Source organism: Bartonella sp. HY328 (assembly GCF_025449335.1).
Lineage (GTDB): Bacteria > Pseudomonadota > Alphaproteobacteria > Rhizobiales > Rhizobiaceae > HY038.
The window spans coordinates 2511723-2537784 of sequence record NZ_CP104883.1; the positions used below are offsets into that span (position 1 = coordinate 2511723).

Sequence of the window (26062 nt, forward strand, 5' to 3'; positions counted from 1 at the left end):
AAAACAGCAGCAGATCACAAAATATATATTTATGACATTTTTTGAGAATAATTTTGCCATTATTATTGTGTTACCTAACTGAACAAAGTTCAGGTCTATAGGGGAAATAGATAGTGAAACAAGCAACAAAGATTATATTTAAAATTATTTTATCTTTGCTATTCATACTTTTCTTTATATGGGTAGCACTTGCCTTTTATTATCAAGCGCCTTTTGGTAAAGACGTCGGCTATATTTTTCTCGTATTATGGCTGCTCTTTTCCCTTTGGATTTTAAAAACGCAATGGGGCAAAAGGCCCTGGCGAGGACGCCTTGCTTTTTTACTAAGTTTTTTATGTGTTCTTGGTTGGTGGCATACCATAAAGCCTTCCAATGACCGGCTTTGGTATCCAACCCTTACCCACGGTGTGACCGCCGATTTTGATAGCCAAACTGTCCATATCCATAATATTCGTAATTTTGATTGGAGCGATCCTACCCATACCTATACCTCATGGATTGATGGCGAATATGATATGGATAGCGTTGTTGGGGTGGATCTCTACCTATCCTATTGGATGGGGCCATATCTTGCCCATTCCTTAGTTGGCTTTAATTTTGCTGATGGCAGACAAATTATATTCTCGTCAGAATTGCGCATTGAGCAAGATGAAGAATATTCCAATATCGCGGGATTTTTTAAAAAATATGAATTGATCATGTTGGCAGGCACAGCAGAGGATATTATTTATCAACGTGCCAATAGCCCATATGAAAGTGTTTTTCGCTATAGCCTTAAAGTCAGTAAGGAAGACGCAAAAAATCTTTTTATCATCTATTTAACCGCAGCCAATGATCTTGCCCATAATGCTCGCTTTTACAATACGTTTTCCAGCAATTGTACAACCGTCATATTTGAACTGGCTAAAAAACACTTTCCTGACCTTCCAAGTGATTATCGCGTGATACTTTCTGGTCTTCTACCTTATTATCTATATGAGCATGGCTTTATTGACACTACATTACCCCTCCATGACACTATGGCTAATGCATATATAAGTACTGCCCAACCGGTGCCACCCGATCTTGTCGCTGCCAAACAATGATTGCCTATGCTAAGCAATGGCGAAAAAAAGCTTTTTTCTTTTAGGAACAAAACCAATATTCTATTGTTGGTAACCAAGCTATAAGCCTTTTTGGGCGACTTGTTGATTGACTTTGCGCCCTCTAATCCGTATAAGCGCGACAACTGTCTGGTTAAAAGCCGGGCAGTTTAATAATTGTTCCAAGTCAAACTGTACCTTATAAAAAAGCAGTTTTAGAACCAAGAAGGACCGCACACCGCGGTATTAAAATAAATGAAACGTACATACCAACCATCTAAACTTGTTCGCAAGCGCCGCCACGGCTTCCGTGCGCGTATGGCTACTGCTGGTGGCCGTAAGGTTATTGCTGCACGCCGTGCACGCGGTCGTAAGCGTCTTTCAGCTTAATATTGGGTGTGATAGCCGGTCGTGCTTTCCCCTGATAAAAAAAAGCCACTCCGCCTTCGTAAGAGGGCAGAGTTTTTGGCTTTACGAAATGGTGAAAAGCGGCGTGGTCCGCTTTTTCTATTGGAAATGAAAGAGCAAAATGCGGACGCTCAAGATAAGAATCACGGCGCGGCTCGCATTGGTTTTACGGTTAGCAAAAAAAACGGCAATGCCGTAAAGCGAAACCGCATTAAAAGACGCCTAAGGGAAGCTGTACGCATCAGCATCGAGCAGGACTTGGCGCAAGCAACCGATTACGTTTTTGTTGCCCGACCTGATATTTTACACGTACCCTTTGAACAATTAGTCAATGAGCTTAAGCGCCGTATTAAGCGTAAGGCACAAAACATAAAGCCGCAACTGGATTCAGCTGATGGAATATAATCGCAATTTTTTTATCGCTATCGCCCTCTCAATGGCTGTCATTATGGGTTGGAGCTATTTTTATAATGAACCACAAAATCAAGTGGAGCAAAATGTTACAAACCAAGCCCAAAAAATTGAACAGGAAATGGCGCGAAATCCAGTGGGAACCGTGCCTATTGACAATGATACGAATAGCGTAGCAGGAACAGCCGGTACTAACCAGCCGACCGGCAGCGTTGAAATGACCCCGCAAGCACGCGAAGCCATTGTTAGCGACAAAGAACGTATCGCAATTGATACACCAAATCTTAAAGGTTCTATCAACCTTTACGGTGCAAAGCTTGATGACCTTTTGCTAAAAAAATACCAAATGACGGTTGATAAGAACTCGCCGCTTATTGCCTTGCTTAATCCCACTAGCTTTAAAGAAGGCTATATAGCTGAATTTGGGTTTTCATCAGATCCGGGTGTCACCTTAAAACTTGCCAACAACAACGCTTTGTGGAAAGTTGAAGGCGAAAACAATACACTCACACCACAAACGCCAGTAGCTCTAAGCTATGATAATGGCGAGGGACTTATATTCCATCGTACCATTTCAGTTGACGATGAATTCATGTTTACGTTTGATGACACGGTCACCAATAATAGCGACAAGCCTGTTTCGATCCATTCTTATGGGCGCGTTATGCGCGTTTCACCTCCAAGTGAATCAAACGCCAATTATCTTCTCCATGAAGGATTGATTGGAATATTAGGCAATCTTAATCTCCAGACCAAAAGCTATACAGACTTGTCAAAAGCTGAGCCTCTTAAGCAAACCATCCCGTTTGAACAGCAAACAGGCGGTTGGATTGGTATTACTGATAAATATTGGGCCGTAGCAGTTGTTCCAGATCAAAAGACACCGTACATATCAAAATTCTCCTATATTGATAACAACGGTACACGCTATCAATCTGAATTTGAGCGTAACTTAACAACTATCGCACCTGGCACAACGCAATCCTTCCAAAACCATGCCTTTGCTGGCGCCAAACAAGTTGCAATTCTTGATCGTTATGAATCACAATTGCATATTGACCGTTTTGGCTTGCTTATTGATTGGGGCTTACTTGGTCTTATTGTAAAGCCTATGTTTACCCTTATTGATTGGCTTTATAAATTGGTTGGCAATTTTGGTATTGCTATTTTACTTGCGACCGTTATCTTAAAAACCATTCTCTTCCCACTTGCCAATAAGTCTTATAAGTCTATGGCTCGTATGAAGGTTGTGCAACCAGCAATGGTTGAGATCCGCGAGAAATATGCTGAGGATAAAACCAAACAACAACAAGCGATTATGGAGCTTTACCGCAAGGAAAAGATTAATCCGCTTGCAGGTTGCTGGCCAATTCTTATCCAAATTCCTATTTTCTTCGCACTCTATAAGGTTCTTTATATCACCATTGAAATGCGTCACGCACCATTCTTTGGCTGGATCCAAGATTTGGCTGCAAGAGATCCAACATCGCTCTTTAATTTGTTTGGTCTATTGCCTTATCATGTGCCTGATTTCATGCTTATTGGTGTTTGGCCAATTATTATGGGTATCACCATGTTCATTCAAATGCGCATGAACCCAACCCCACCAGATCCAACACAAGCGATGATCTTCACTTGGATGCCTTTAGTATTTACCTATATGTTGGCAGCATTCCCAGCTGGCTTGGTTATTTACTGGGCATGGAACAACACGCTTTCAGTGATCCAACAGGGTATTATTATGAAGCGTCAAGGCGTGAAAATTGAGCTCTTTGATAATTTGAAAAGTGTGTTTAAAAAGAAGCCGGTAACGGCGAGCGCTACCAATCAAAATAAAAGTGGCAATCAAAACAAAAGTACCAATCAAAATAATAAAACCAACAAGACAAAGAAGTAGGGAAAATACCCGTGAACGATAAACCAAATAGAGCTCCACTTTTTGCTGGTAACTGGGTTTTCATTAGAAGTGTACCTTCCATGAAATTCCTACCACCAGAAGGACCACCAGAGGTTGCCTTTGCTGGTCGCTCCAATGTTGGCAAATCGTCACTCATCAATGCCCTTGTTGGCCGTAAAGGCTTGGCGCGTACATCTAACACGCCAGGCCGCACTCAAGAACTTAACTATTTTGTTCCAGATGGCTATAGTGGTGTGGACGGTGATTTACCGCCAATGGCTTTGGTTGATATGCCTGGCTATGGCTTTGCAGAAGCACCAAAAGCGCAAGTAGAACAATGGACACGTTTGGTATTTGATTACTTGCGCGGCCGCACTACCCTGAAGCGTGTTTATGTCTTAATCGATTCACGCCATGGCATTAAAAAGAATGACGCAGATGTTTTGGACTTGTTGGACAAAGCAGCGGTTTCTTACCAAATTGTTCTAACGAAAACAGACAAGATCAAAAAATCAGATTTTGATAAGCTCTTTACAGCGACACAGGCGGCAATTGCCAAGCGCCCAGCTGCCTTCCCCATCCTACTTGCTACATCTTCAGAAAAAGGTGAAGGCATTGACGACGTACAGGCAGCCATTATGGAGGCCATTTCGTAAGGTTCTTATCAATGATGAGTAATCAAGCTCCAATCATCATTATTACCTACTGCTCGCAATGTAATTGGATGTTGCGAGCCTCTTGGCTGGCTCAAGAAATTTTACAAACCTTCGGGACTGATATTGGCGAAATTATTCTGCGGCCACGCACCGGTGGTATCTTTACTATTCACGTCAATGATAATCTTATTTGGGATCGTAAACGTGATAATGGCTTTCCCGAAGCTAAAATATTGAAGCAACTATTACGGGATGTTGTTTGGCCCGACCGCAAGCTCGGTCATATCGATGGCCACACCGCACCAAAAGCCGATTAACATTTTATCGGCTTTGCTGATGATTTTATGTGGTTCATAATTTTACGCAATATTCTATTGGTAAAATTTCCTAAAGCTTTAATTGCATAGTCAAAAATAAGCTTTTCAACTCGTAGTTTCAGCGCCTTACCAAAATTTTCTTCATATTTACAATAAGAACAATAAATTAAGATTACAATCGAGGCGAGATTAATAGTGTTTGTCATACAAACTGCAAGACAGTATCACAAAACTGTCCAAATAGCTTTTAAGCCACACATTCCAGCGCCAAAACTATCTTATTTAAAAACTCTCTTCCAAGCGCGCAGCTTTCCTTAAACTTCTCAATTTACCTATAGACCAAAAAAACATTAAGCTTTTTAAACCGCAATAAAAAACCTATAAACCAATTAGGTTCATAGGTTTTTTCAATCAAAGAATTTTGCAACACAATAAATATACTAAGAACTGCTACAACAAATTTTTACTGGAGTTCATCAGTTTATTTACTAAGCCTAAAATTTGTGAGAGCTGAATTTACTGGCGCTGAATAGGACGCACACGTACAATCAAATCAACATTGACGACTTCCATACCCTCAGGTGGAGTTGGCAAATTGGTAATAACTGGTTGCCCCTGTGGCCCCTCAGGAATATCAATAACCCGTGCTTCATTTTCAAGATAAAAATGATGGTGGTCTGAAATATTTGTATCAAACCACGTCTTTGAGCCTTCAACAGCAATAATGCGTAAAAGACCAGCTTCAGTAAATTGATGCAAAGTATTATAAACGGTGGCAAGTGAAATTGGCACGGCAGCAGTTACTGCTTCTTCATGCAATTCTTCAGCGGCTATATGACGATGACCTTTAGCAAAAATCATTTTTGCAAGTGCTAGGCGTTGTTTGGTTGGCCGTAAGCCACTTGCCCGCAATCTGTCTTCAAGTCCATAAATAGGTTCAATATACATCGGCTTATCTCAAAATCCCAAGTTTAACCCAAATTCTTAATTTTTGCAAAACTTATCAAATGTTTATAAAAACTACGCAGTTTCAAACAATTTTATAAGCCTACTCTAAAACTCAGATTAGACGCTTCCATCAGGTTTCCCTGTCCGTATTATCATTAATAAGCCTAAAAACATGCGCAATCAACCGCTTTCGTAAACTTTGCCAATAAAACTTGTCAAAAAAGGTATAGTTTTAATTCAGCTTGTGGATAAACTATTCCCAAAAATAGATATAGCCAGCAAAAAAAGCTAATAAACCATTGTGACTTGTCAAAAATACGCCCTTTTTAGCGCTATTTTGATTTTACTTGCAGTGGTTGTCTGTGTTAGGAGAGTGCAAACGTTAAAAGGCAGCAACCTTAATATCATATATATCTGCCTTGATAAATGGAGATAACATGGCTGAGCAAAAGTCTAGCTATACATTTGAAGAATTGCTTTCCTGCGCCCGTGGGGAAATGTTTGGTGAAGGAAACGCACAGCTTCCTGCCCCGCCAATGTTGATGTTTGACAGAATCACCGCGATCTCGGATCAAGGCGGCGATTTTGGTAAAGGCATGATTCGCGCAAAATTAGACATTAAGCCAGATTTATGGTTTTTCCCTTGCCATTTTATTGGCGATCCCGTTATGCCGGGCTGTCTTGGTCTTGATGCTTTGTGGCAGCTTACCGGATTTTTCCTCGGCTGGCTTGGCGAACCCGGCAAGGGCCGCGCCATTTCAACTGGTGAAGTTAAATTTACCGGCATGGTAACACCACAAACCAAGCTCGTTGAATATGGCATAGATTTCAAACGCGTATTACGTGGTCGCCTTGTGCTTGGCATTGCTGATGGCTGGGTCAAGGCTGATGGTGAAATTATCTATCGCGCCAGTGATTTACGCGTTGGGCTATTTAAATCAAAAGAATAGCATTATCAACAATCTGCTTTGGTTCGTTGCACTTTAGATTATATTAATAATCACGGCTTTATGGTCGTGATTGTTAGGATTATTGCAATTTAACCAAAATTTGATTTATTTACGAATATGTCTTAATTTTCATGTTGGCTTAAATACAGATTGAAAGTTTGCATAATCAGCAAAGACTTTGTGTGCTTTTGATGTATAAACACTAACATGTCTTTAATAGGACATATTGCACCCTATTTAATGGGTGCAAATAGAATTACAGGGATGACCACGTGAGTATTGTCCCGTTCTACCCAAGGAGAAATTGATGCGTCGAGTTGTTGTAACCGGCATGGGAATTGTTTCGTCAATCGGAAATAACCCTGACGAAGTGCTTGCTTCCTTAAAAGAAGCAAAATCGGGCATCTCATTTTCGCAAGAATATGCGGATCTAGGATTTAGGGCGCAAGCCTTCGGTATGCCCACAGTTGACATTGAAGCATTGGTCGATAGACGTGCCATGCGTTTTCATGGTCGTGGCACTGCATGGAACCACATCGCTATGGATCAAGCCATTGCTGATGCAGGCTTGAACCCGAACGAAGTATCAAACGAGCGCACTGGCATTATTATGGGCTCTGGTGGTCCTTCCACTCGTGCAATTGTGGATTCAGCTGATATTGCGCGCGAAAAAGGCCCCAAACGCGTAGGCCCCTTTGCTGTTCCAAAAGCCATGAGCTCAACCGCTTCAGCAACACTTGCTACTTTTTTTAAAATAAAAGGCGTTAATTATAGTATTTCATCAGCTTGTGCGACATCAAACCATTGTATCGGCAATGCTTTTGAAACCATTCAATATGGTAAGCAAGACCGTGTTTTTGCTGGTGGCTGTGAAGATTTAGATTGGACGCTGTCGGTATTATTTGACGCCATGGGTGCGATGTCATCAAAATATAATGATACACCATCACGTGCGTCGCGCTCTTATGATGCTAATCGTGACGGTTTTGTCATTGCTGGCGGTGCTGGCGTGTTGGTTCTTGAAGAACTTGAAATTGCTAAGGCTCGCGGCGCAAAAATTTATGGCGAAATCATCGGCTATGGCGCAACTTCTGACGGTCATGACATGGTAGCTCCATCGGGTGAAGGCGCTGAGCGTTGCATGCGTATGGCTCTTGCCAATGTCAACAATCCAATTGACTATATCAACCCACATGCAACCTCAACACCGGTTGGTGATCCACCAGAAATTGAAGCTATTCGCCGCGTTTTTGGCGGCGCTGATAAAAGCCCGCCAATTTCAGCAACCAAATCCTTAACCGGCCACTCACTTGGTGCAGCTGGTGTACAAGAAGCTATTTACACATTGCTGATGATGCAAAATAACTTTATCTGCGAAAGCGCCCATATTGATGAGCTTGACCCACAATTTGCTGATATGCCAATTGTGCGCCAACGTCGCGATAATGTTGAACTTAATACAGTGCTATCCAACACCTTTGGCTTTGGCGGCACCAATGCATCACTGGTTTTTCAAAAATACCGCTAAGTGCTCTTAGCGCATAATAAAGAATTTAAATTGAACAAAACGGTAAACACTAACGAGATCACTATTCAGGTACATGCGACCGGGATAAGATCCATGGTCGATGGAGAATAAAATGCAGGGATTGATGAAGGGTAAGCGCGGCCTGATTATGGGTGTTGCTAATGACCATTCCATCGCCTGGGGGATTGCTTGCGCACTTGCTGATGCGGGTGCTGAATTGGCCTTTACCTATCAAGGTGATGCTTTTGGTAAACGGGTAAAACCGCTTGCTAAAAAGCTAGAATCAAAATTATTACTGCCCTGTGATGTTGAAGATATTGCATCGGTTGATGCAGTATTTGAAACTTTAGAAAAGGAATGGGGAACCATTGACTTTATCGTTCATGCCATTGGCTTTTCCGATAAATCACAGCTAAAGGGGCGCTATGTCGATGTGACAACGCGTGAAAACTTTAGCCGCACTATGGTTATCTCGGCGTTTTCCTTTACAGAAGTTGTACAGCGCGCGCAAAAATTAATGCCTAATGGTGGCTCTATAATAACGCTTACCTATGGTGCATCACAACGCGTCGTGCCAAATTACAATGTTATGGGTGTTGCTAAAGCAGCACTTGAAACAATGGTGCGCTATTGTGCGGCTGATTGCGGCCCACAAAATATCCGCGTTAACGCAATTTCCGCTGGTCCTGTACGCACATTGGCAGGTAATGGAATTGGTGCAGCACGCGCCATTTTCTCCTATCAACGCCGCAATGCGCCACTGCGCAGAACCGTATCAATTGATGAAATTGGCCAATCCGCCCTTTATTTATTGTCGGATATGTCAAGTGGTGTAACCGGTGAAATCCATTATGTCGATTCTGGTTATAATATTTTATCTACACCATCCTTGGAAGAATTGACCCAAAGTGAAGAAGCTCTGGGCGAATAGTATCACATAAATTCGCATAAATTTTTATGAAGAGGAAAGGCTATAAAACCTTTCCTTTTTTTATGCCTAAATAGCTGATGCAAGATGCTATTCTATTATATTTGTTTAATACCCTACTGCGACTTTTCGCGCGATAAATTATAATGATTCAAACTTGGCGCAAAGGAACCAGCGTGCTAAGAAAAATATTATAAAAATAGGTCGGTAATTTTGGGTTTTTGACATAGAACTTTACCCATATTAAAAGACCTTAAATGTAATTGAAATTATGACGATCATAACTTTAATAAAGACAATTATAATTGGATTAGCATTCGCTATAGACCCTATATGAGCAAGCAGACGAGACGCGATTTTTTGTTTTTAGCAACTGGTGTTGCAGGTAGTATTGGTGTTGCCGCCATTGGTTGGCCATTTATTGACCAAATGCGACCTGATGAAGCAACCCTTGCAGCTGGCTCGATAGAAGTGGATATATCGGGCATTGAAGAAGGCATGTCAATTATTGTTAAATGGCGCGGTCAGCCAGTGGTTATCCGCAATCGCACCCCAAAAGAAATCAAAGAATCGCAAGAAACACCGCTTGATGCCTTGAAAGATCAAAATGCCCGCAATAATAATATTGAAGCAAGCGCAACCGCAACAGATATAAACCGTAGTGCTGGTGAAGGGCGACAAAACTGGATAATTATGGTGGATTTATGTACCCATCTTGGCTGTGTGCCGCTTGGTCAATCTGGGCGTTATGGCGGATGGTTCTGCCCTTGCCATGGTTCAAGCTATGACACAGCAGGACGGGTGCGCAATGGTCCAGCCAATAAAAATCTTGCTATCCCAACTTATGAGTTTATTTCTGATACCATTGTGCGGATTGGTTAGGCTATGAAAAAATCAAGCTATACCCCCAAAACCAAATTAGGCTGTTTTTTAGATGAACGCTTGCCAATAATGCGCATGATGCATGATCTGGCCGTCTCTTTTCCTGTACCACGCAATTTAAATTATTTTTATACCTTTGGCGGCATTTTAAGCCTAATGCTCGTTTCGCAAATATTAACCGGCATTGTGATGGCCATGCATTATGTGCCAGATGTGGCTATTGCCTTTGAATCGCGTGAGCGTTTCATGCGTGATGGGCAATTTGGTTGGCTATTTGGCCCTTGGCATGGGGTTGGCGCATCATTTTTCTTTATCGCCGCCTATATTCATCTTGCTCGCGGTCTTTATTACGGTTCGCATAAGCGGCCGCGTGAAATTGTTTGGATTTTGGGCGTGCTCATCTATTTTGTGATGATGGCAACTGCCTTTCTTGGCTATGTGCTGGTTTGGGGCCAAATGTCGGTTTCAGCTGCAAGCGTTATCACCAATTTTTTCAAAGCAATACCTTTTATTGGTGATTGGCTTTATGAAACCATTTTGGGCGGCTATAGTCTTGGGCAACCAACATTAAACCGTTTTTATGCTTTGCATTATCTTTTTCCGTTTATTTTGCTTTTATTAGTCGGTCTCCATGTTTGGGCTATCCATGTTGTTGGGCAAAATAACCCGACGGGTGTTGAGGTTCAAAAACCTGATGAAACCGTGCCTTTTACCCCCTTTGCAATGATAAAAGATATTTTTGCGATTAGCGTATTTTTAATATTTTTTGCATGGTTTCTTTTTTATATGCCAGATTATCTTGGCCACCCTGATAATTTTATTGAAGCCGATCCGCTTAAAAGCTCGCCACACATTCAGCCTGAATGGTATTTTTTGCCCTTTTATGCTATGCTACGTGCCATAACCTTTGACTTTGGCCCAATAAACTCAACTCTTGGCGGCGTTTTAGTGTTATTTGGTTCAGTCGGTGTGTTAATTTTTGTGCCATGGCTTGATCGCTCTAAAATACGCTCTTGTCGCTATCGCCCTCTTTTCAAATTATTTTTTTGGCTGTTTATAGCTGATGTCATTATGCTGGGCTGGCTTGGCACACGGTCTGTTGAAGATGTTTATATTTTATGGGCGCAAATTGGTACTGCCTATTATTTTGTTTTCTTTTTAGTCATCATGCCATTTTTGCCGCGTTTTGAAAAAACTTTGCCGCTTCCAGCCTCTATCACGGCTGATCTTGCTGCGCGTAAAGAACGGGGTAAAAGCCTATGGTAAAGCTATCAATCAAGAAAATTATTGGCCTTGCCGTTGCTATTATTGGCGTATCTCTCAATGCAGCCATAAGTTACAGTGCAGATAATGAGGCTGTCCCCCACTATCCGATAGAGCAACCAGCAAAACAAGAATGGAGCTTTTCCGGTCCTTTTGGTGTTTATGACAAAAATCAATTACAACGCGGCTTTAAGGTCTATCAAGAAGTTTGCTCGGTTTGCCATTCTTTAAAATTTGTGTCTTTCCGACATTTAAAAGGCATTGGTCTTAGTGACGAACAAATTAAAGCCTTAGCAGCAGGCTATGAAGTACCTAGCGAACCCAATGAGGAAGGCGAGATTAAAATGCGCCCTGCCCAACCGGTTGATTATTTTCCCAAACCATTTGCCAATGACAAGCTAGCTGCTTTTGCCAATAATGGAGCAGTACCGGCTGATTTATCGTTAATCGCACGGGCAAGAGCTGTGCCGGCCCCCTTCCCCGGCTTTATTGGCGATGTGTTCACCAATTACACCTCCGCCGGCCCTGATTATATTTATGCGCTTCTTACTGGCTATAGCGATGCACCTAGCGGCCATGAGATTACTGAGGGCACCTATTACAACCCTTATTTTAATGCAAGTGATGCAATCGCCATGTCGCAACCACTTTATGATGATAGTGTTGTTTATGAAGATGGCACCCCACAAACTCTTGATCAATATGCCAAGGATGTTTCAGCCTTTTTAATGTGGACATCTGACCCACATATGGAACAACGAAAGAAAACAGGCTTTCGCGTTATTGTTTTTTTAATCATGTTTGCTGGACTTGCCTATTATAGCAAAAGACGTATTTGGGCTGAGAAAAAATAGCAGTTTGTTTCCATTGAATTGCACATTTACTGTTGGTCTTGCTAAAATTGAGAACTATGCTTTAATTGATAAATTGAGTTCATAAATAAACATATATAGAATTTTAGTTTTAAAGGTCGGATAAACGTGAGCGATCATCCTTTTGATTTAAATAATGCCAATTTGACTGAAGTTTTGCGCCCTTCTATTCGCGCAATTAGAGACTATCCAAAGCCCGGGGTTGTCTTTCGTGATATTACTACCCTTTTAGGCGATGCTCGTGCTTATCGTCTTGCTATGGATGCAATGGTTTATCCTTTCGTTGGCACTAAAATTGACAAGGTTGTCGGCATTGAAGCACGCGGCTTTATTCTTGGCGGCGCCATGGCTTACCAATTATCAGCTGGTTTTGTACCTATCCGCAAAAAAGGCAAACTACCCTATAATAAAGTTCACATCGCCTATAGTCTTGAATATGGTGTTGATGAAATGGAAATGCACCGCGATGCGATACGCGCTGGTGAAAAAGTCGTTTTGGTTGATGATTTAATCGCCACTGGCGGCACAGCCGTTGCGGCAGTGCATTTACTGCACCAATTAGAGGCGGAAGTGGTAGCAGCCTGTTTTGTTATTGATTTACCAGAACTTGGCGGCGCAGAAAAACTGCGCAATCTTGGTGTTGATGTCTGCACCTTGATGAGCTTTGATGACGCATAAGGCTTAAGGAAAATTTTTATATGTTTATCAAAGGCGTGATTGTAGCTTTTAACCGCATCATTGATAATTCACATATAATTAGGGCAACAAAGGTAATAGCTCCTTTATTGCCACTTTTTATTACTAATCAGACGTTATTCACCCTAATTTCATAAAATGTAAAATGATAGGTTTTAGACAACATTTCTATTTCGATTTTACACTTTTATTGATTAGTTATTTTGTTTAAGGCTAATACAAATTGGTCTATCTCACTATTTGTAGTATAAAGTGCAGGTGCAACGCGGATACAATCCCCCTTAGCAACACCGCCGCGCCGCACGGTTAAAACTGAAAATTCATCCCGCAATTGCTTAACAATTGCATTATTGTCTTCTTTGGATGTTTTTCCTTTGATGCGAAACGCAGTAATACCACCATAGAGGCGCGGATCATTGGGGGTTAAGATTTCTATCAATGTATTTCCCTGTAAGGCATTGACCCAGCGATTTCGCATCTTTTGCAAATGCGCTTGCTTTTTTGCGACACCAATTTTTTTATGAAGATCAATAGCTGTCGGTACAGTTAATATAGTCGCAAAATTCAGCGTGCCAGTGTGAATACGTGATCTGATATTTTCACTTGGCCAATCACCATCGGCAAGGTGAGTATCAATTGCATCTAATCGTGAGCGACGTATATAGAAAAATCCAACCCCAACTGGGCTACCAATCCATTTATGTAAATTACAGCCAACAAAATCAGCACCAAGATCATCAATATTAAAATCTAGTTGTCCCCATGAGTGAGCAGCATCAACAATGACATCAACATTTTTTGCCCTAGCCATCTCAACAATTTCTCGAACTGGCATAACAAGACCAGTACGATGAGATAAATGGGTTAATAGTAATAGCTTTGCCTTAGGGCTATTTTCCAAAATATTTCTATAGGTATCAAGAATTAAATCATAACTTGCAGGTTCTGGAATAGCGAAACGCTTAACGCTAACACCGCGCCTTTGTTGAAGCCAGTTAAAAGCGTATTGCATAGAGTCATAATCAAGATCGCTATAAAGTACTTCGTCGCCTGGCTCTAACTTATTATAGCCTGAAATTAAAATTTGCAGCGCCTCGGTTGCGCCGCGAGTAAAAGCAATTTCATCATCGCCAACCCCAGCCAATTCCGCTACCGATTGTAATGATGCTTTCATATCCGCGCCAAAACTTGAGCGAGCATAAATTGTATTTTGAAAATTAACGCGTTTTGTTTCTTCAATATAGCGTTCAAGCACTGGCTTTGCCATAATGCCCCAATAGGCATTTTCCAAATTGGCAAGTGAACGATCTACATCATAAAGATCAACCCAATTTTGTGCTGAAGAAGAACTACTAACTTCGGGAATATTTGGCTTATTTTGTGCAAAACTTACCTTTGAAACAAGGCTACTTGCTAAAGTTGAACCAAGAACTGATCCAATTAAAAATTGCCGTCTTTTTAATGTCATTGCTGCCTCTTTATCTTGCATATTTAAGCCAGCTGCAATGAAAAGATGCAAAAGGCTTAGTACTATTTGATAAAAGGCAGTGCCATTGTTTTATGTCATTGGCATTAAAGACATATGACCTTTATTTGACAATGCAACACGCCCTTGATTTCATCAAAGGCGTGTTGTCTAAATAGATTTAAGTATTATGGCGGAACAGCATGACATCGCCGTCCTGCACCACATATTCCTTACCTTCATCACGCGCTTTACCAGCTTCTTTTGCTGGTACTTCACCACCAAGGGTTACATAATCATTAAAGGCAATGGTTTGCGCACGAATGAAGCCGCGTTCAAAATCACTATGAATAACACCTGCTGCTTGCGGTGCTTTGGTACCGCGTTTAATTGTCCAAGCACGGGTTTCTTTTGGGCCACAAGTAAAATAGGTGATAAGATCCAATAGATGATAACCAGCACGGATAAGGCGATCAAGCCCTGGCTCGGTCAATCCCATCGCATCCAAATATTCACCAGCTTCTTCATCAGGCAATTGCGCAACTTCTGCTTCAATCGCCGCAGAAATAATCACCGATTCCGCCCCTTGCTCCTTAGCCATTTCATCAACGGCTTTCGAAAACTCATTACCCGTTCCTGCATCGCTTTCTGCAACATTGCAGACATAAAGCACTGGTTTTGAAGTTAAAAGATTAAGGCCATCAAGAATTGCGCGATCATCAGCAGCAATACCCTTCAACAGCAAGCGAACAGGTTTACCCTCTTGCAATAGCGTTAAGGCTTCCTCCATCAAAGGCAAAATAGTCAAAGATTCCTTATCCTTGCTTGCGGCCTTTTTACGGGTTGCAACCACGCGGCGCTCTAAGCTTTCAAGATCTGAAAGCATTAGTTCAGTTTCAACCGTTGCCGCATCAGATACAGGATCTATACGCCCTTCAACATGGGTAATATCATCATCTTCAAAGCAGCGTAGCACATGAACAATCGCATCAACTTCACGAATATTGGCAAGAAACTGGTTACCAAGACCTTCCCCCTTGGATGCACCGCGTACAAGGCCCGCAATATCTACGAAATTAATCCGAGTTGGAATGATTTCCTTTGAACCAGCAATAGCAGCAATTTGGCGCATCCGTGGATCTGGCACAGCAACTTCGCCAGTGTTTGGCTCAATGGTGCAAAAAGGATAATTGGCGGCCTGAGCCGCTGCTGTTTTGGTTAAAGCATTGAAAAGGGTTGATTTGCCAACATTTGGCAAGCCAACAATACCACATTTGAAACCCATGGTTTGCGCTAATCCTGTTTTTTTGAAAATTATTTCTTGCCTATAGCATATTTTTCGATTTTTACCACCAAGAAAAATTATAGCTTTTAGGTTTGAAAAAACGACTACGATTTTAAATAGTCAAAATGATAGCGTAAATGATTATCCATAAAAGTTGAAATGAAGAAATATGAATGGTCATAACCTTCACGCATATTTAAAGTAAGTGGCATATTCGCCTTTTCACATGCTTCAACCAATAATTTGGGCTTTAAACCTTTTTCAAGAAAGCTATCATTACTGCCTTGATCGATCAGTAAATTATCGAGCCGCGCGCCATCTTCAATCAAGCATACACTATCATAGCTACGCCATTTTGCACTATCCTCTCCAAGGTATTTTTTTAACGCGCCAATAGACCAATCAGAGGTTGACGGATTAACAATCGGCGCAAAGGCAGAAACCGACTTAAACCGCAAAGGATTTTTAAGTGCAATCATCATCGCACCATGGCCACCCATAGAGTGTCCCATAATTGATTGATGGTTCATATCAATGGCAAAATTATCTGCAATGAATGCGGGCAATTCCTCGACAATATAGGAATACATATTATAGTTTTTAGCAAAAGGAGCCTCTAGCGCATCAACATAAAAACCAGCGCCCTTACCAAATTGCCAATTATCAGGTTCATCGGGCACATCATCACCACGCGGACTGGTGTCAGGGCAAATTATTGCCACCCCAAGCTCGGCCGCCAAACGCCGATATTCGCCCTTATCCATAACATTTTGGTGGCTGCAGGTAAGCCCTGATAGAAACCATAACAAAGGCACTTTGACTTTAGAATTTTTTGTTTGTGGCGGCATAAATAAAGCAAAAGTCATATCGCAATGATTAACCAAAGACTTATGCCGATAGACGCCTTGAACACCACCAAAGCTAAGGGCTTGTGAAACTATTTCCATCTGGCTTACCTTTTTATATTTTGGCCAATAAGATTTTTAATAAAGAATAACCGAGCGGATTGATTTTCCTTCATGCATCAGGTCAAAAGCGGAATTAATCTCATCAAGCGGCATGGTATGCGTAATAAGACTGTCAATATCTATCTTGCCTTCCATATACCAATCGACAATTTTTGGCACATCGGTGCGCCCTCTTGCACCACCAAAGGCTGAACCTTTCCACACGCGTCCGGTCACCAATTGGAAAGGACGGGTTGAAATTTCAGCACCTGATGGCGCAACGCCAATAATAATAGCTTCACCCCAGCCGCGATGACAACATTCCAATGCCTGGCGCATAGTGTGAACATTGCCGATACATTCAAAAGAAAAATCTGCGCCGCCGCCGGTAATATCTTGAATAGCTTCAACCACCTTATCGCGGCCAACATCATCAGGATTGATAAAATGGGTCATACCAAATTTTTTAGCAAGCTCAACTTTTGATGGATTTAAATCAACACCAATAATTTTATCAGCGCCAACCATACGCGCACCTTGAATGACGTTAAGACCAATGCCGCCAAGCCCAAAGACAACAACATTGGCTCCTGGCCAAACCTTGCCTGTATAAACAACCGCGCCAATACCAGTGGTGACGCCGCAACCAATATAGCAAATCTTATCAAAAGGCGCATCTTCGCGCACTTTTGCAACTGCAATTTCTGGCAAAACGGTAAAGTTAGAAAAAGTTGAGCACCCCATATAGTGAAAAATTTCACCGCCATCACAAGAAAAGCGCGATGTTTCATCAGGCATTAGCCCCAAACCTTGGGTAGAGCGGATTGATGTGCAAAGGTTAGAGCGTTGTGAAAGGCAGGTTTTGCAGCCACGGCATTCCGGCGTATAAAGTGGAATAACATGATCGCCCACTTTTACCGATGTGACACCTGCACCGATTTCACGCACAATGCCAGCGCCTTCATGACCAAGAATGGCTGGGAACCGTCCTTCAGAATCGAGCCCCGAAAGCGTATAAGCATCGGTATGGCAAACGCCTGTTGCCATAATCTCAACAAGAACCTCACCGGCCTTTGGCCCACCAATCTCGATGGTTTCAATGGTAAGGGGTTTTTTAGCTTCCCAAGCAACTGCCGCACGTGTTTTCATAATTTACTCCATTAAATTGATATTTGCGCTTCAGCTTGCACTTTAGATTTGAAGCTAGTAGGGTTTTGAATACCTTAGGGTCAGGACCTATTAATTTAAATGAAATGGCACAATAAACAGCAAAAATTTACAAGAAGGAAAGCGATAAGTGGGTGGTATACCCATTTGAGCTTTACGACGTAGTAGATTACAGCTGTTTTTGTGTCCTTTCAGGATATAGGAAATTTTCGCGATAACTTTGTCGAATATCCTTGAAAATATTCATATTTCCTGTGGATCTTCTCACCTTTAATCTTTAGGTTTTCACAAAAATTTCCTCATACCATTTCGTTCAAATTAATAGGTCCTGACCCTAATCAAATACACCAACCCAATAATTTACAATAATTCAAGATTATGCGATTCCTTAGCCTTATTAAATGCTCTCTTTATAATTTATTTTCTGTGCCTTATTTATTCGGGGCTTTTTGGTAGAAAATTAAACCATATTTGATAGCGGATTTGCTGGTCTCTTGACAAAGGCAAATAGAATACCGTCTATAAACATATTCATGTTAAGGGTTAAGGCAGCCATGTATAGTCATTATTTTGAACGCGCATCCAATCATTCTCGCCTTTTACGCCTTGTTACTCTTATACGCATCAGATGGTTTGCTATCATATGCCAAACATCTTCAGTATTGTTTGTTGCCCTTTATTTTGGCTTCCCCCTGCCTTTAAGAGCAGCAATGGTGACAATCGCTTTTTCGGCATTGGTCAATATTTTTCTCAATTTTTATTATCCACCCAATCATCGTTTATCTCCAATAGGCACGACCTTATTATTAGGACTTGATATTGCATTATTATCCATTTTGTTATTTTTTACTGGCGGTTTGCAAAATCCATTTTCTGTGTTGATGATCGCCCCTGCAGCTCTAGCAGCAACTTCTCTTGAAGTGCGCTTCATCGTTTTACTCAACCTTTTTGTCATAGGTTGTGCAACCCTTTTGGCTGTCAAATACTTACCTTTGCCTTGGTACCAAGGCACGATAATAGAATTACCACCATTGTTTATTTTGGGCGTTTGGGCAGCTATCATATCATCATTAACTTTTACCACTTTTTATTCCTTCCGCGTTGCCGAAGAAGCACGCAAACTTGCCGATGCATTGACCGATACAGAGCTAATTTTATTACAAGAAAAGCACCTTTCAGCATTAGATGGCATTGCGGCGGCGGCGGCCCATGAGCTTGGCACACCGCTTGCAACCATTCAGCTCGTCGCCAAAGAATTAAGTATTCAATTAAAAAATGATGCAACGGTGCAAGAAGATGTTGCACTGCTTATTAGCCAAAGTCAAAGATGCCGCGAAATATTACAGCGCCTTACAAGCCTCTCAACCGAAACCCCCGATCATTTTGCTGTATTAAAACTTACCTCAGCGATTGAGGAAGCTGTAGCACCACTGCGTGACTTTGACATTGATATAATAGTCACCAATATTGGCTCTACCGATAAGGAGCCGGAAATTGCCCGCAACCCCGGTATTTTATATGGTATTGGCAACTTAGTCGAAAATGCGGTTGATTTTGCCCGCAGCAAAGTTATCATTAATTATAAATGGACCAATAAGGACGTAGAAATTATTATTACCGATGACGGCATGGGCTTTCCACCTCATATTATTGACCGTATTGGCGAGCCATATACCACCAGCCGCGAAACTGATAGCCATGGTGGTGGCCTTGGTCTTGGTTTATTTATTGCCAAAACCTTGCTTGAACGCTCGGGGGCTATGATTGAATTTCGAAATAATCCTGACTCTGCGCTAGGTGCCGAAATCAAAATTTTATGGCCACGATCGGCATTAAGTTGATAGGCTATATGATTGAACCATTTTAAATTACCAATTATCAATATTATTGGTCACAATAATGAAATACACAGACTAAAACCGTTAATCGTCACTTTATAACATTTAAAAGCTTTAACTAAAGCAGTTTTAATTTTAAGGTTTGACACAGAAACAAGTCTTGGCGATAAAGAGCCATAGGAAACAACTTTTTTAGCTTGTGCATTAAATTATTTTATTCGACACAAGTTTTATTGGGTAAAAGATGGATATAAATATGCAGGAAGACCAAGAAGAAGAAAACTTGGTTGCTGGAAAAACACTCCTCTTAGTAGATGATGATCGTCCTTTTTTACAAAGATTGGCACGAGCCATGGAAGCACGTGGTTTTATCGTTACTGCAGTTGAGACTGTTCGTGATGCTATTAGCATGCTTCATGCCAATGCGGCACCAGATTTTGCAGTTATCGATCTCAAGCTAACTGACGGTAACGGTATGGACGTTATCGAAGAAATGCGCAATCACAGCGCCCAAACACGGGTTATTGTTTTAACCGGCTTTGGTAATATTGCCTCTGCAGTTAATGCAGTTAAACTAGGGGCAATTGATTATTTGGCCAAGCCTGCTGATGCTGATGAAGTTTTTGAAGCCTTGACCCGATTACCAGGACAAAAGGCAACAATTCCTGAAAATCCAATGTCAGCAGATCGTGTGCGCTGGGAACATATTCAACGGGTTTATGAAATGTGCGACCGTAACGTGTCTGAAACTGCGCGTCGTCTTAATATGCACCGGCGTACATTGCAGCGTATTTTAGCCAAACATGCACCTAAATAGGCAAACATATAAACATTATAAAGCGGATATATTGCAATAAAAAAACATTATCCGCTTTATTTTAATCAAAGTAGCTTAAAAAGAGCGTTATATCCTTAGCATGCCCAGCAAAGGCACTTTCACCTTTCATAGATAATTTATAATTAGGCTTCATAGCCAATACGCAAACCGCCAAGCTCAACAAAACATCGCGCAAAATACCTGCCTCACGATCACGGCTATTAGACCATTAGAACGCAAATTCAACAAAACTGCATAGAGCGCCTAGTTCTGGTTCACAAGCGGTTTAAAATAAAGGCTTCCACATATTGCTAGCAAATAGGATTCGTGGTTAATGTCGCCTTCCTTTTTAGCATAAGCTTCATCACCGCCTGAAAGAACCAAATAACCATAGCCCTGTAAGTCGCATAAAAGTTTCTGTTTTCGGAAGATAAAAATATCCTTTACCAAGGATATCGCATATCCGCCGACTATCTTCGCTCTAAGGTTCTACTACACTATTTTTCCATATGAGGATCCTGTTAAAACAGGTATAATAAAGAGTAAAAGGCTTTAATATTTTAACTTCCCAAAAAAAATTACCTTTTAAACCAATGCTTGCGCTTCCGGTTTAATCGCCGCTAACGCTTTTAAGAACCCCCGATCCTCGTCTTCTTCATTATTAGGTGTTGTCAAAAGTTTCTCGCCATAAAAAAGCGAATTTGCACCAGCAAGAAAGCACAAGATTTGTGCCTCTTTATTAAGTAACGAGCGGCCTGCCGCAAGACGAATGACGGACTTTGGCATAATGATCCGCGCTGTTGCGATCATGCGAATATGCTCAAGCGGATCCACTGTTTTTTGATTTTGCAAAGGTGTGCCAATAACAGGCACTAAAGCATTTATCGGTACACTTTCAGGGTGCGGATAAAGTCGCGCCAAAACTTGTAACATCGAAGAGCGATCTTTTATAGTTTCCCCAAGACCGATAATCCCACCGCAGCAAAGTTCAATCTGTTCATCACGCAAATATTGCAAGGTTTGCAAACGATCGTCAAATGTTCGAGTGGTAATAATATTGCTATAAAATTGCGGACTTGTATCAATATTATGATTATAAGCAGTAAGGCCAGCCTGCTTCAACTTTTTTGCTTGATGGGGCTTTAACATACCAAGGGTGACGCAGGCCTCCATGCCCAAATGCCGAATACCTCGCACCATTTCAAGCACCGCGTCAAATTCTGGGCCATCTTTGACTTGCCGCCAAGCTGCTGCCAAGCAAAATCGCGATGCGCCTGCTTGTTTTGCTAAAAGTGCGAGCTCTATCACCTTTTGAGGCTGCATTAGCTTATCACGAGTAAGTTCCGTTTCCTTATGATGTGCAGATTGCGAACAATAGGCACAATTTTCAGGACAACCGCCGGTTTTAATCGACAAAAGGCTCGCCATCTGTATTTCGGCTTTTGGATGATATTGGCGGTGTACGTCATTTGCTTTACTCAAAAGCTCCAATAAAGGCAGGCAATAAAGTGCTTCAATTTCTGCTATTGTCCAATCATAGCGCAAATTTGCTGTATGATTGCTCATTTGCTTCGCACCTTAATATTTTTAACGCCGGACCAAAGCCCAATAGCTAAAGTAAGCTTTAAAAAATCACTCAAAACAAAAGGAAATACACCAACATACAGCAATTGGTTAGCTGGTACATAAAGGGAAAGCCATAAGGTGCCAATAAAATAGATAAGCAATAATAGTGTAATTGCACCTAATATGACTTTGTATAGAGAGAAGTTACGCATATAGCCGATAAGCGTGCCAGCTATAACAAAACCAATAAGATAACCACCACTTGGACCAAGAATATAGGTAAGACCTAGCCCTCGCTCTGGTGAATTGGCAAAGACTGGAAAACCAGCCGCACCAATGGTTAAAAATGCCATTAATGTCAAAAATGCATAACGCCCACCACCCAGTAAGCCCAATGAAAAGACCACCGCTACCTGCATAGACATTGGAATTGGCCAAAATGGAATTTGAATTTTCGATGAAATAATAAGTGCCGCTAAACCAGCAACAAAAGCCACAACATGTTTAAGGCTAATTTGGGTAAGCGATAGGGTAGAATGCGCTGTTTTCATATTAATCTCAATTTTATCTATAATTTTAAATGATTCCTAATAAATACTACACCAAATTTTATTAACAAATCAATATAGTATATTTATTTTAATTTTATCTATAATTTTTAAAGCGCAAAAAAAATGGCGGAATGAATTATCACTCCACCATCTCAAGTCATTATTTATAAAAATCAAACTAATTAGTTTTCGTCAACCTTACGTTCATTTAAAGGTTGAATAGGACGATTATTATGATGCTTTAGGATTTTAGCCAATTCTTCAACCTGATCTTTTCCGATTGTTTTAGTATCTTTAAGCACGATCCAAGTTACACCTTCACTGCAAGGAGGTGTCGTCAAAGAACCATCAAAATGATAATAATGTTCGGTATTTGGGATCATATCATCCAAATCAATTTCTTCACCAACATCAACCGTCTTGTCATGTTCTTCAGGAATGCTTGTTAAAATTTGTTTGAATGACTTGCTTTCTTTACCCTCTTCAAACATTACAGCAAGAACAAGCAATTTACCTTCTTTGGTAGCATGCACAAAATGTGCTTCCAATGGGAAGGAACGCTTCATAATTGTATTTTCACTTGGTACGTGGAAATGGAACTGCTTGAGGTAATATTTTTCACCCTTAAAAGTCAAATAATCATCGGCATTTTTAGGGGAGACTTGAATTGTATGACCATTATTTACCAACTCATCAGCGGTGATTTCATAATGCAACTCAATTGGACTTTTTTCGCTGCTTTCATGAATTTCTTGAATATCGATCGGCGACTGATTTTTACCAATCTTACATTGGGCGTATTCTGGCGCCAAATCACCCCAATATTCAGGCCCCTCGGCTCCTTCATAGCCCCAATGCACGCCAGCAGAAGCTACACAAACCAATGAGAGAGAGAAAACACTAGAAAGAATGAGAGTTTTAATTTTTTTCATAATAACGCCCTTATGCATATAAATATGAATTTAAATTTTTACATCACACTAAAATGCTAATCACTTCAGCGAAAATGCTTATTATTGTTACCTAGCGCAACACATATAAAAGGCAATCCGCCTTTAAATGCCCGCTATTAAAATGCACTTCACATTCATGTTAAACCAAACCTGTTAGACATTACTGCAAGCAATCAGCAAATTATATTTATTCATTTTGCCCAACAAACCATCGAACTCAAACATAAAACATAACTATATTTGACAAGTTTAATTTAAAATACCTATGACAAGTAAAACACTTTAATGAGCACTGGATAATCTCAAAAACAATAAATTGCAAATGACAATGTTTAACAAATTGAAAGTAAAAATCTGCAAAAAATGCTTCAATAATTTTTGCCATATTTTGAGCAAATTTTAGGAATCCAAGCTATGAAAATTAGCTAAACATCTTTTTAAATTACTATTAGTCTAATAAAATCAGCAATATGTCTATAATTAAAAAATAGCCAACCCCATTTAAATACGAACACAATTTAAGCATAATAAGCTAAAAACAAGTTTCAGCACTTCAACTTTGACATGAAACTGGTTCACATTTCGATATTCTAATATATAAGCAATCACAAATATATTACTGAATATGCCAAAAAAATCTCTGTTTTGTGCAATTATGGGTAAAGTCATATAGTTTTGCAAAAAAACATACGGAGAGTTTTAGGAATCTTAAACATAATACCACTAAGGCCAAGGTGGCATATTGGAGGAAGTAAAGGATCACTCCCAATAGCTCCTAGAATGCTATTGCCTCCATACGCTAGCCACGCAATGCATCAAAACTCACATATTGGGATATACTGGTCCTTCGCCCCCCTGCGGACAAGTCCAATTAATATTTTGATTAGGATCTTTAATATCGCATGTTTTACAATGAACGCAATTTTGGGCATTAATGACGTAAGTTTCCTTGCCATCTTTCTCCACCCATTCATAAACACCAGCAGGACAATAGCGCGTTGATGGGCCTGCATACTTACTAAATTCAGATGCTTCTTGCACGTCCAATGATGCCAATTTTAAATGGCAAGGCTGATCTTCCTCATGATTGGTATTGGACAAAAAGACTGAAGACAAGCGATCAAAAGTCAACACATTATCAGGCTTTGGATAGTCGATTTTTTGGTGCTTTTCGGCAGGCTCTAAACAGGCATAATCAGCCTTGCCGTGTGACAGGGTACCAAAAATTGAAAATTTTAATAATTGCTGGCACCACAAATCAAAACCACCCAGCGCAACCCCAAGCTTGCTACCAAATTTTGACCAAAGTGGCTTAAAATTGCGCACAGGATAGAGATCCTTACCTATTGCACTTTGCCGCCATTCATTTTCAATTTCTACAACTTCGTCCTGCGCCCTACCTTCAGCTATTGCTTTTGCAATATGATTTGCAGCATAAAGTCCAGATAAAACAGCATTGTGGGAACCTTTAATGCGCGGTACATTTACAAATCCGGCAGAACAACCAATAAGTGCGCCGCCCGCGAAAGTCAGTTTTGGCACGGATTGCCAGCCACCTTCGGTAATAACGCGTGCACCATAAGCAATACGCTTAGCACCTTCAAACAGTGGGGCAATGGCCGGATGGGTTTTAAAACGCTGAAATTCTTCAAAGGGTGACAAATAAGGGTTTTTATAATTAAGGTGGACGACAAAGCCAACTGCCACCTGATTATCTTCTAAATGATACAGAAAAGATCCGCCACCGGTTTGATTATCCAATGGCCACCCAGCACTATGCTGCACTAGGCCTGCCTTATGCTTTTCAGGGGCAACTTCCCAAAGCTCTTTAATGCCAATGCCAAATTTTTGCGGATCACGCCCCTGTTGAAGATCAAAATGGCTAATCAATTGCTTAGCTAAAGAGCCGCGCGCACCTTCAGCAATTAACACATATTTGCCGAGCAATGCCATGCCAGGTGTATAATTAGGTCCTTGAGTACCATCGCGCTCAATCCCCATATCACCGGTAATTACGCCTTTGACGGCGCCATTATCATCAAAAACAACGTCAACCGCGGCAAAGCCTGGATAAATATCAACGCCTAATGCTTCAGCCTGCTCAGCAAGCCAACGACAAACATTGCCCAGCGATACGATATAATTACCGTGATTGGATGTAAGTTTTGGCAACATAAATGCTGGTACGATTTTCGCCTTAGTTGCGGTTAAATCAAAAAACACATCTTCAGTTACCGCAGTTTTAAAAGGATGGCTCGCATCTTCACGCCAATTGGGCAACAAAGCATCGATACCAATAGGATCAACTACCGCGCCAGAAAGAATATGGGCACCAACTTCAGCCCCTTTTTCAAGAACAACAATATTAAGATCAGGATTGATTTGTTTTAAGCGTATTGCTGCCGCAAGACCAGCTGGCCCTGCCCCAACAATAACAACATCAAAATCCATACTTTCCCGCTCTTGCGCGTCCATATTACTGTCCAAACCATATCACTAAAATTGAATTTATATTTATTCTAATAACTTCCTCCCCCTCTAATATCAAGCAAGAATCGCTGCTCATCAGCTATACAATATGTCACACACTGCACAATTGCGTTTTTGGCTGCAATAAACTAAAGGCTCCTTCCTT

Annotated in this window: 25 protein-coding genes; 15 read left to right on the forward strand and 10 right to left on the reverse strand. The window is 41.0% G+C overall.

Annotated features, from left to right (window positions below):
* The first annotated feature begins 113 nt into the window (after positions 1-113).
* The 6 genes from N5852_RS10730 (at position 114) to N5852_RS10755 (ending at position 4771) form a co-directional block, all read left to right on the forward strand.
* A complete protein-coding gene (locus N5852_RS10730; RefSeq protein ID WP_262097787.1) occupies positions 114-1085 on the forward strand; it encodes an Lnb N-terminal periplasmic domain-containing protein in 972 nt (323 codons plus the stop codon).
* Positions 1086-1337: 252 nt separating this feature from the next.
* Positions 1338-1472: a 50S ribosomal protein L34 gene (gene rpmH / locus N5852_RS10735; protein ID WP_005864709.1), complete on the forward strand. Its 135-nt coding sequence runs from the start codon at positions 1338-1340 to the stop codon at positions 1470-1472.
* A 21-nt stretch (positions 1473-1493) separates the two neighbouring features.
* Complete coding sequence (gene rnpA, locus N5852_RS10740; protein ID WP_262097788.1) at positions 1494-1895, forward strand: ribonuclease P protein component; 402 nt, start codon at positions 1494-1496, stop codon at positions 1893-1895.
* Entirely contained in the window at positions 1885-3798 is a 1914-nt protein-coding gene (yidC, locus tag N5852_RS10745) for a membrane protein insertase YidC (RefSeq protein ID WP_262097789.1), read from the forward strand. Before rnpA ends, yidC begins: the two co-directional genes overlap by 11 nt.
* A gap of 5 nt (positions 3799-3803) precedes the next feature.
* Positions 3804-4454, forward strand: a complete 651-nt coding sequence (yihA, locus tag N5852_RS10750) for a ribosome biogenesis GTP-binding protein YihA/YsxC (RefSeq protein ID WP_410004262.1) — start codon at positions 3804-3806, stop codon at positions 4452-4454.
* Between the two features lie 11 nt (positions 4455-4465).
* Positions 4466-4771 (forward strand): Rdx family protein, encoded by a 306-nt coding sequence (locus N5852_RS10755; protein WP_262097790.1) that lies wholly within the window; start codon positions 4466-4468, stop codon positions 4769-4771.
* A 516-nt stretch (positions 4772-5287) separates the two neighbouring features.
* On the opposite strand, the gene irrA is transcribed toward N5852_RS10755, so the two are convergent.
* Positions 5288-5719 (reverse strand): iron response transcriptional regulator IrrA, encoded by a 432-nt coding sequence (gene irrA / locus N5852_RS10760; RefSeq protein ID WP_262097791.1) that lies wholly within the window; start codon positions 5717-5719, stop codon positions 5288-5290.
* 437 nt (positions 5720-6156) lie between these two features.
* Between irrA and fabA the strand changes: the two genes are divergently transcribed.
* The 7 genes from fabA (at position 6157) to N5852_RS10795 (ending at position 12820) form a co-directional block, all read left to right on the forward strand.
* Complete coding sequence (fabA, locus tag N5852_RS10765) at positions 6157-6669, forward strand: 3-hydroxyacyl-[acyl-carrier-protein] dehydratase FabA (RefSeq protein ID WP_262097792.1); 513 nt, start codon at positions 6157-6159, stop codon at positions 6667-6669.
* 307 nt (positions 6670-6976) lie between these two features.
* On the forward strand, positions 6977-8197 hold the full coding sequence (gene fabB, locus N5852_RS10770; protein ID WP_262097793.1) for a beta-ketoacyl-ACP synthase I: 1221 nt from the start codon (positions 6977-6979) through the stop codon (positions 8195-8197).
* A 112-nt stretch (positions 8198-8309) separates the two neighbouring features.
* On the forward strand, positions 8310-9128 hold the full coding sequence (fabI, locus tag N5852_RS10775) for an enoyl-ACP reductase FabI (protein WP_262097794.1): 819 nt from the start codon (positions 8310-8312) through the stop codon (positions 9126-9128).
* Between the two features lie 330 nt (positions 9129-9458).
* Positions 9459-10007: a ubiquinol-cytochrome c reductase iron-sulfur subunit gene (gene petA, locus N5852_RS10780; RefSeq protein ID WP_262097795.1), complete on the forward strand. Its 549-nt coding sequence runs from the start codon at positions 9459-9461 to the stop codon at positions 10005-10007.
* A 3-nt stretch (positions 10008-10010) separates the two neighbouring features.
* Positions 10011-11273 carry a cytochrome b gene (locus tag N5852_RS10785; RefSeq protein ID WP_262097796.1) on the forward strand — a complete coding sequence of 421 codons (1263 nt, stop codon included), beginning with the start codon at positions 10011-10013 and terminating at the stop codon, positions 11271-11273.
* Entirely contained in the window at positions 11267-12124 is an 858-nt protein-coding gene (locus N5852_RS10790; RefSeq protein WP_262097797.1) for a cytochrome c1, read from the forward strand. The genes N5852_RS10785 and N5852_RS10790 overlap by 7 nt, the downstream gene beginning before the upstream one ends.
* Positions 12125-12250: 126 nt before the next feature.
* Positions 12251-12820 (forward strand): adenine phosphoribosyltransferase, encoded by a 570-nt coding sequence (locus tag N5852_RS10795; protein ID WP_262097798.1) that lies wholly within the window; start codon positions 12251-12253, stop codon positions 12818-12820.
* A gap of 205 nt (positions 12821-13025) precedes the next feature.
* Here N5852_RS10795 and N5852_RS10800 read toward each other — a convergent pair whose 3' ends face one another.
* The 4 genes from N5852_RS10800 to N5852_RS10815 all read right to left on the reverse strand — a co-directional run bounded on the left by N5852_RS10800 (position 13026) and on the right by N5852_RS10815 (position 17684).
* Complete coding sequence (locus tag N5852_RS10800) at positions 13026-14327, reverse strand: aminotransferase class V-fold PLP-dependent enzyme (protein WP_262097799.1); 1302 nt, start codon at positions 14325-14327, stop codon at positions 13026-13028.
* Positions 14328-14484: 157 nt separating this feature from the next.
* The gene (gene ychF / locus N5852_RS10805; protein WP_262097800.1) at positions 14485-15588 is read right to left on the reverse strand and encodes a redox-regulated ATPase YchF; all 1104 of its coding nucleotides are present in this window, start codon (positions 15586-15588) and stop codon (positions 14485-14487) included.
* 104 nt (positions 15589-15692) lie between these two features.
* Positions 15693-16535 (reverse strand): S-formylglutathione hydrolase, encoded by an 843-nt coding sequence (gene fghA, locus N5852_RS10810; protein ID WP_262097801.1) that lies wholly within the window; start codon positions 16533-16535, stop codon positions 15693-15695.
* A gap of 36 nt (positions 16536-16571) precedes the next feature.
* The gene (locus tag N5852_RS10815; RefSeq protein WP_262097802.1) at positions 16572-17684 is read right to left on the reverse strand and encodes an S-(hydroxymethyl)glutathione dehydrogenase/class III alcohol dehydrogenase; all 1113 of its coding nucleotides are present in this window, start codon (positions 17682-17684) and stop codon (positions 16572-16574) included.
* Between the two features lie 572 nt (positions 17685-18256).
* Here N5852_RS10815 and N5852_RS10820 point away from each other — a divergent pair.
* Together N5852_RS10820 and N5852_RS10825 are read left to right on the forward strand one after the other, a co-directional pair.
* Positions 18257-19543, forward strand: a complete 1287-nt coding sequence (locus N5852_RS10820; RefSeq protein ID WP_262097803.1) for an ActS/PrrB/RegB family redox-sensitive histidine kinase — start codon at positions 18257-18259, stop codon at positions 19541-19543.
* Between the two features lie 253 nt (positions 19544-19796).
* On the forward strand, positions 19797-20357 hold the full coding sequence (locus N5852_RS10825) for an ActR/PrrA/RegA family redox response regulator transcription factor (RefSeq protein ID WP_262099747.1): 561 nt from the start codon (positions 19797-19799) through the stop codon (positions 20355-20357).
* A 364-nt stretch (positions 20358-20721) separates the two neighbouring features.
* Here the strand turns inward: N5852_RS10825 and N5852_RS14750 are convergent, their stop codons facing one another.
* The 5 genes from N5852_RS14750 to N5852_RS10845 form a co-directional block, all read right to left on the reverse strand.
* Positions 20722-20820: a porin gene (locus N5852_RS14750; protein ID WP_410004263.1), complete on the reverse strand. Its 99-nt coding sequence runs from the start codon at positions 20818-20820 to the stop codon at positions 20722-20724.
* Positions 20821-20942: 122 nt separating this feature from the next.
* Positions 20943-21923, reverse strand: a complete 981-nt coding sequence (gene bioB, locus N5852_RS10830) for a biotin synthase BioB (RefSeq protein WP_262097804.1) — start codon at positions 21921-21923, stop codon at positions 20943-20945.
* Positions 21920-22474, reverse strand: coding sequence for a biotin transporter BioY (locus N5852_RS10835; protein ID WP_262097805.1), 555 nt, complete (start codon positions 22472-22474; stop codon positions 21920-21922). The genes bioB and N5852_RS10835 overlap by 4 nt, the downstream gene beginning before the upstream one ends.
* Positions 22475-22656: 182 nt before the next feature.
* The gene (locus N5852_RS10840) at positions 22657-23406 is read right to left on the reverse strand and encodes a carbonic anhydrase (RefSeq protein WP_262097806.1); all 750 of its coding nucleotides are present in this window, start codon (positions 23404-23406) and stop codon (positions 22657-22659) included.
* 843 nt (positions 23407-24249) lie between these two features.
* Positions 24250-25902, reverse strand: coding sequence for an electron transfer flavoprotein-ubiquinone oxidoreductase (locus N5852_RS10845; RefSeq protein ID WP_262097807.1), 1653 nt, complete (start codon positions 25900-25902; stop codon positions 24250-24252).
* Between the last annotated feature and the right edge of the window lie 160 nt (positions 25903-26062).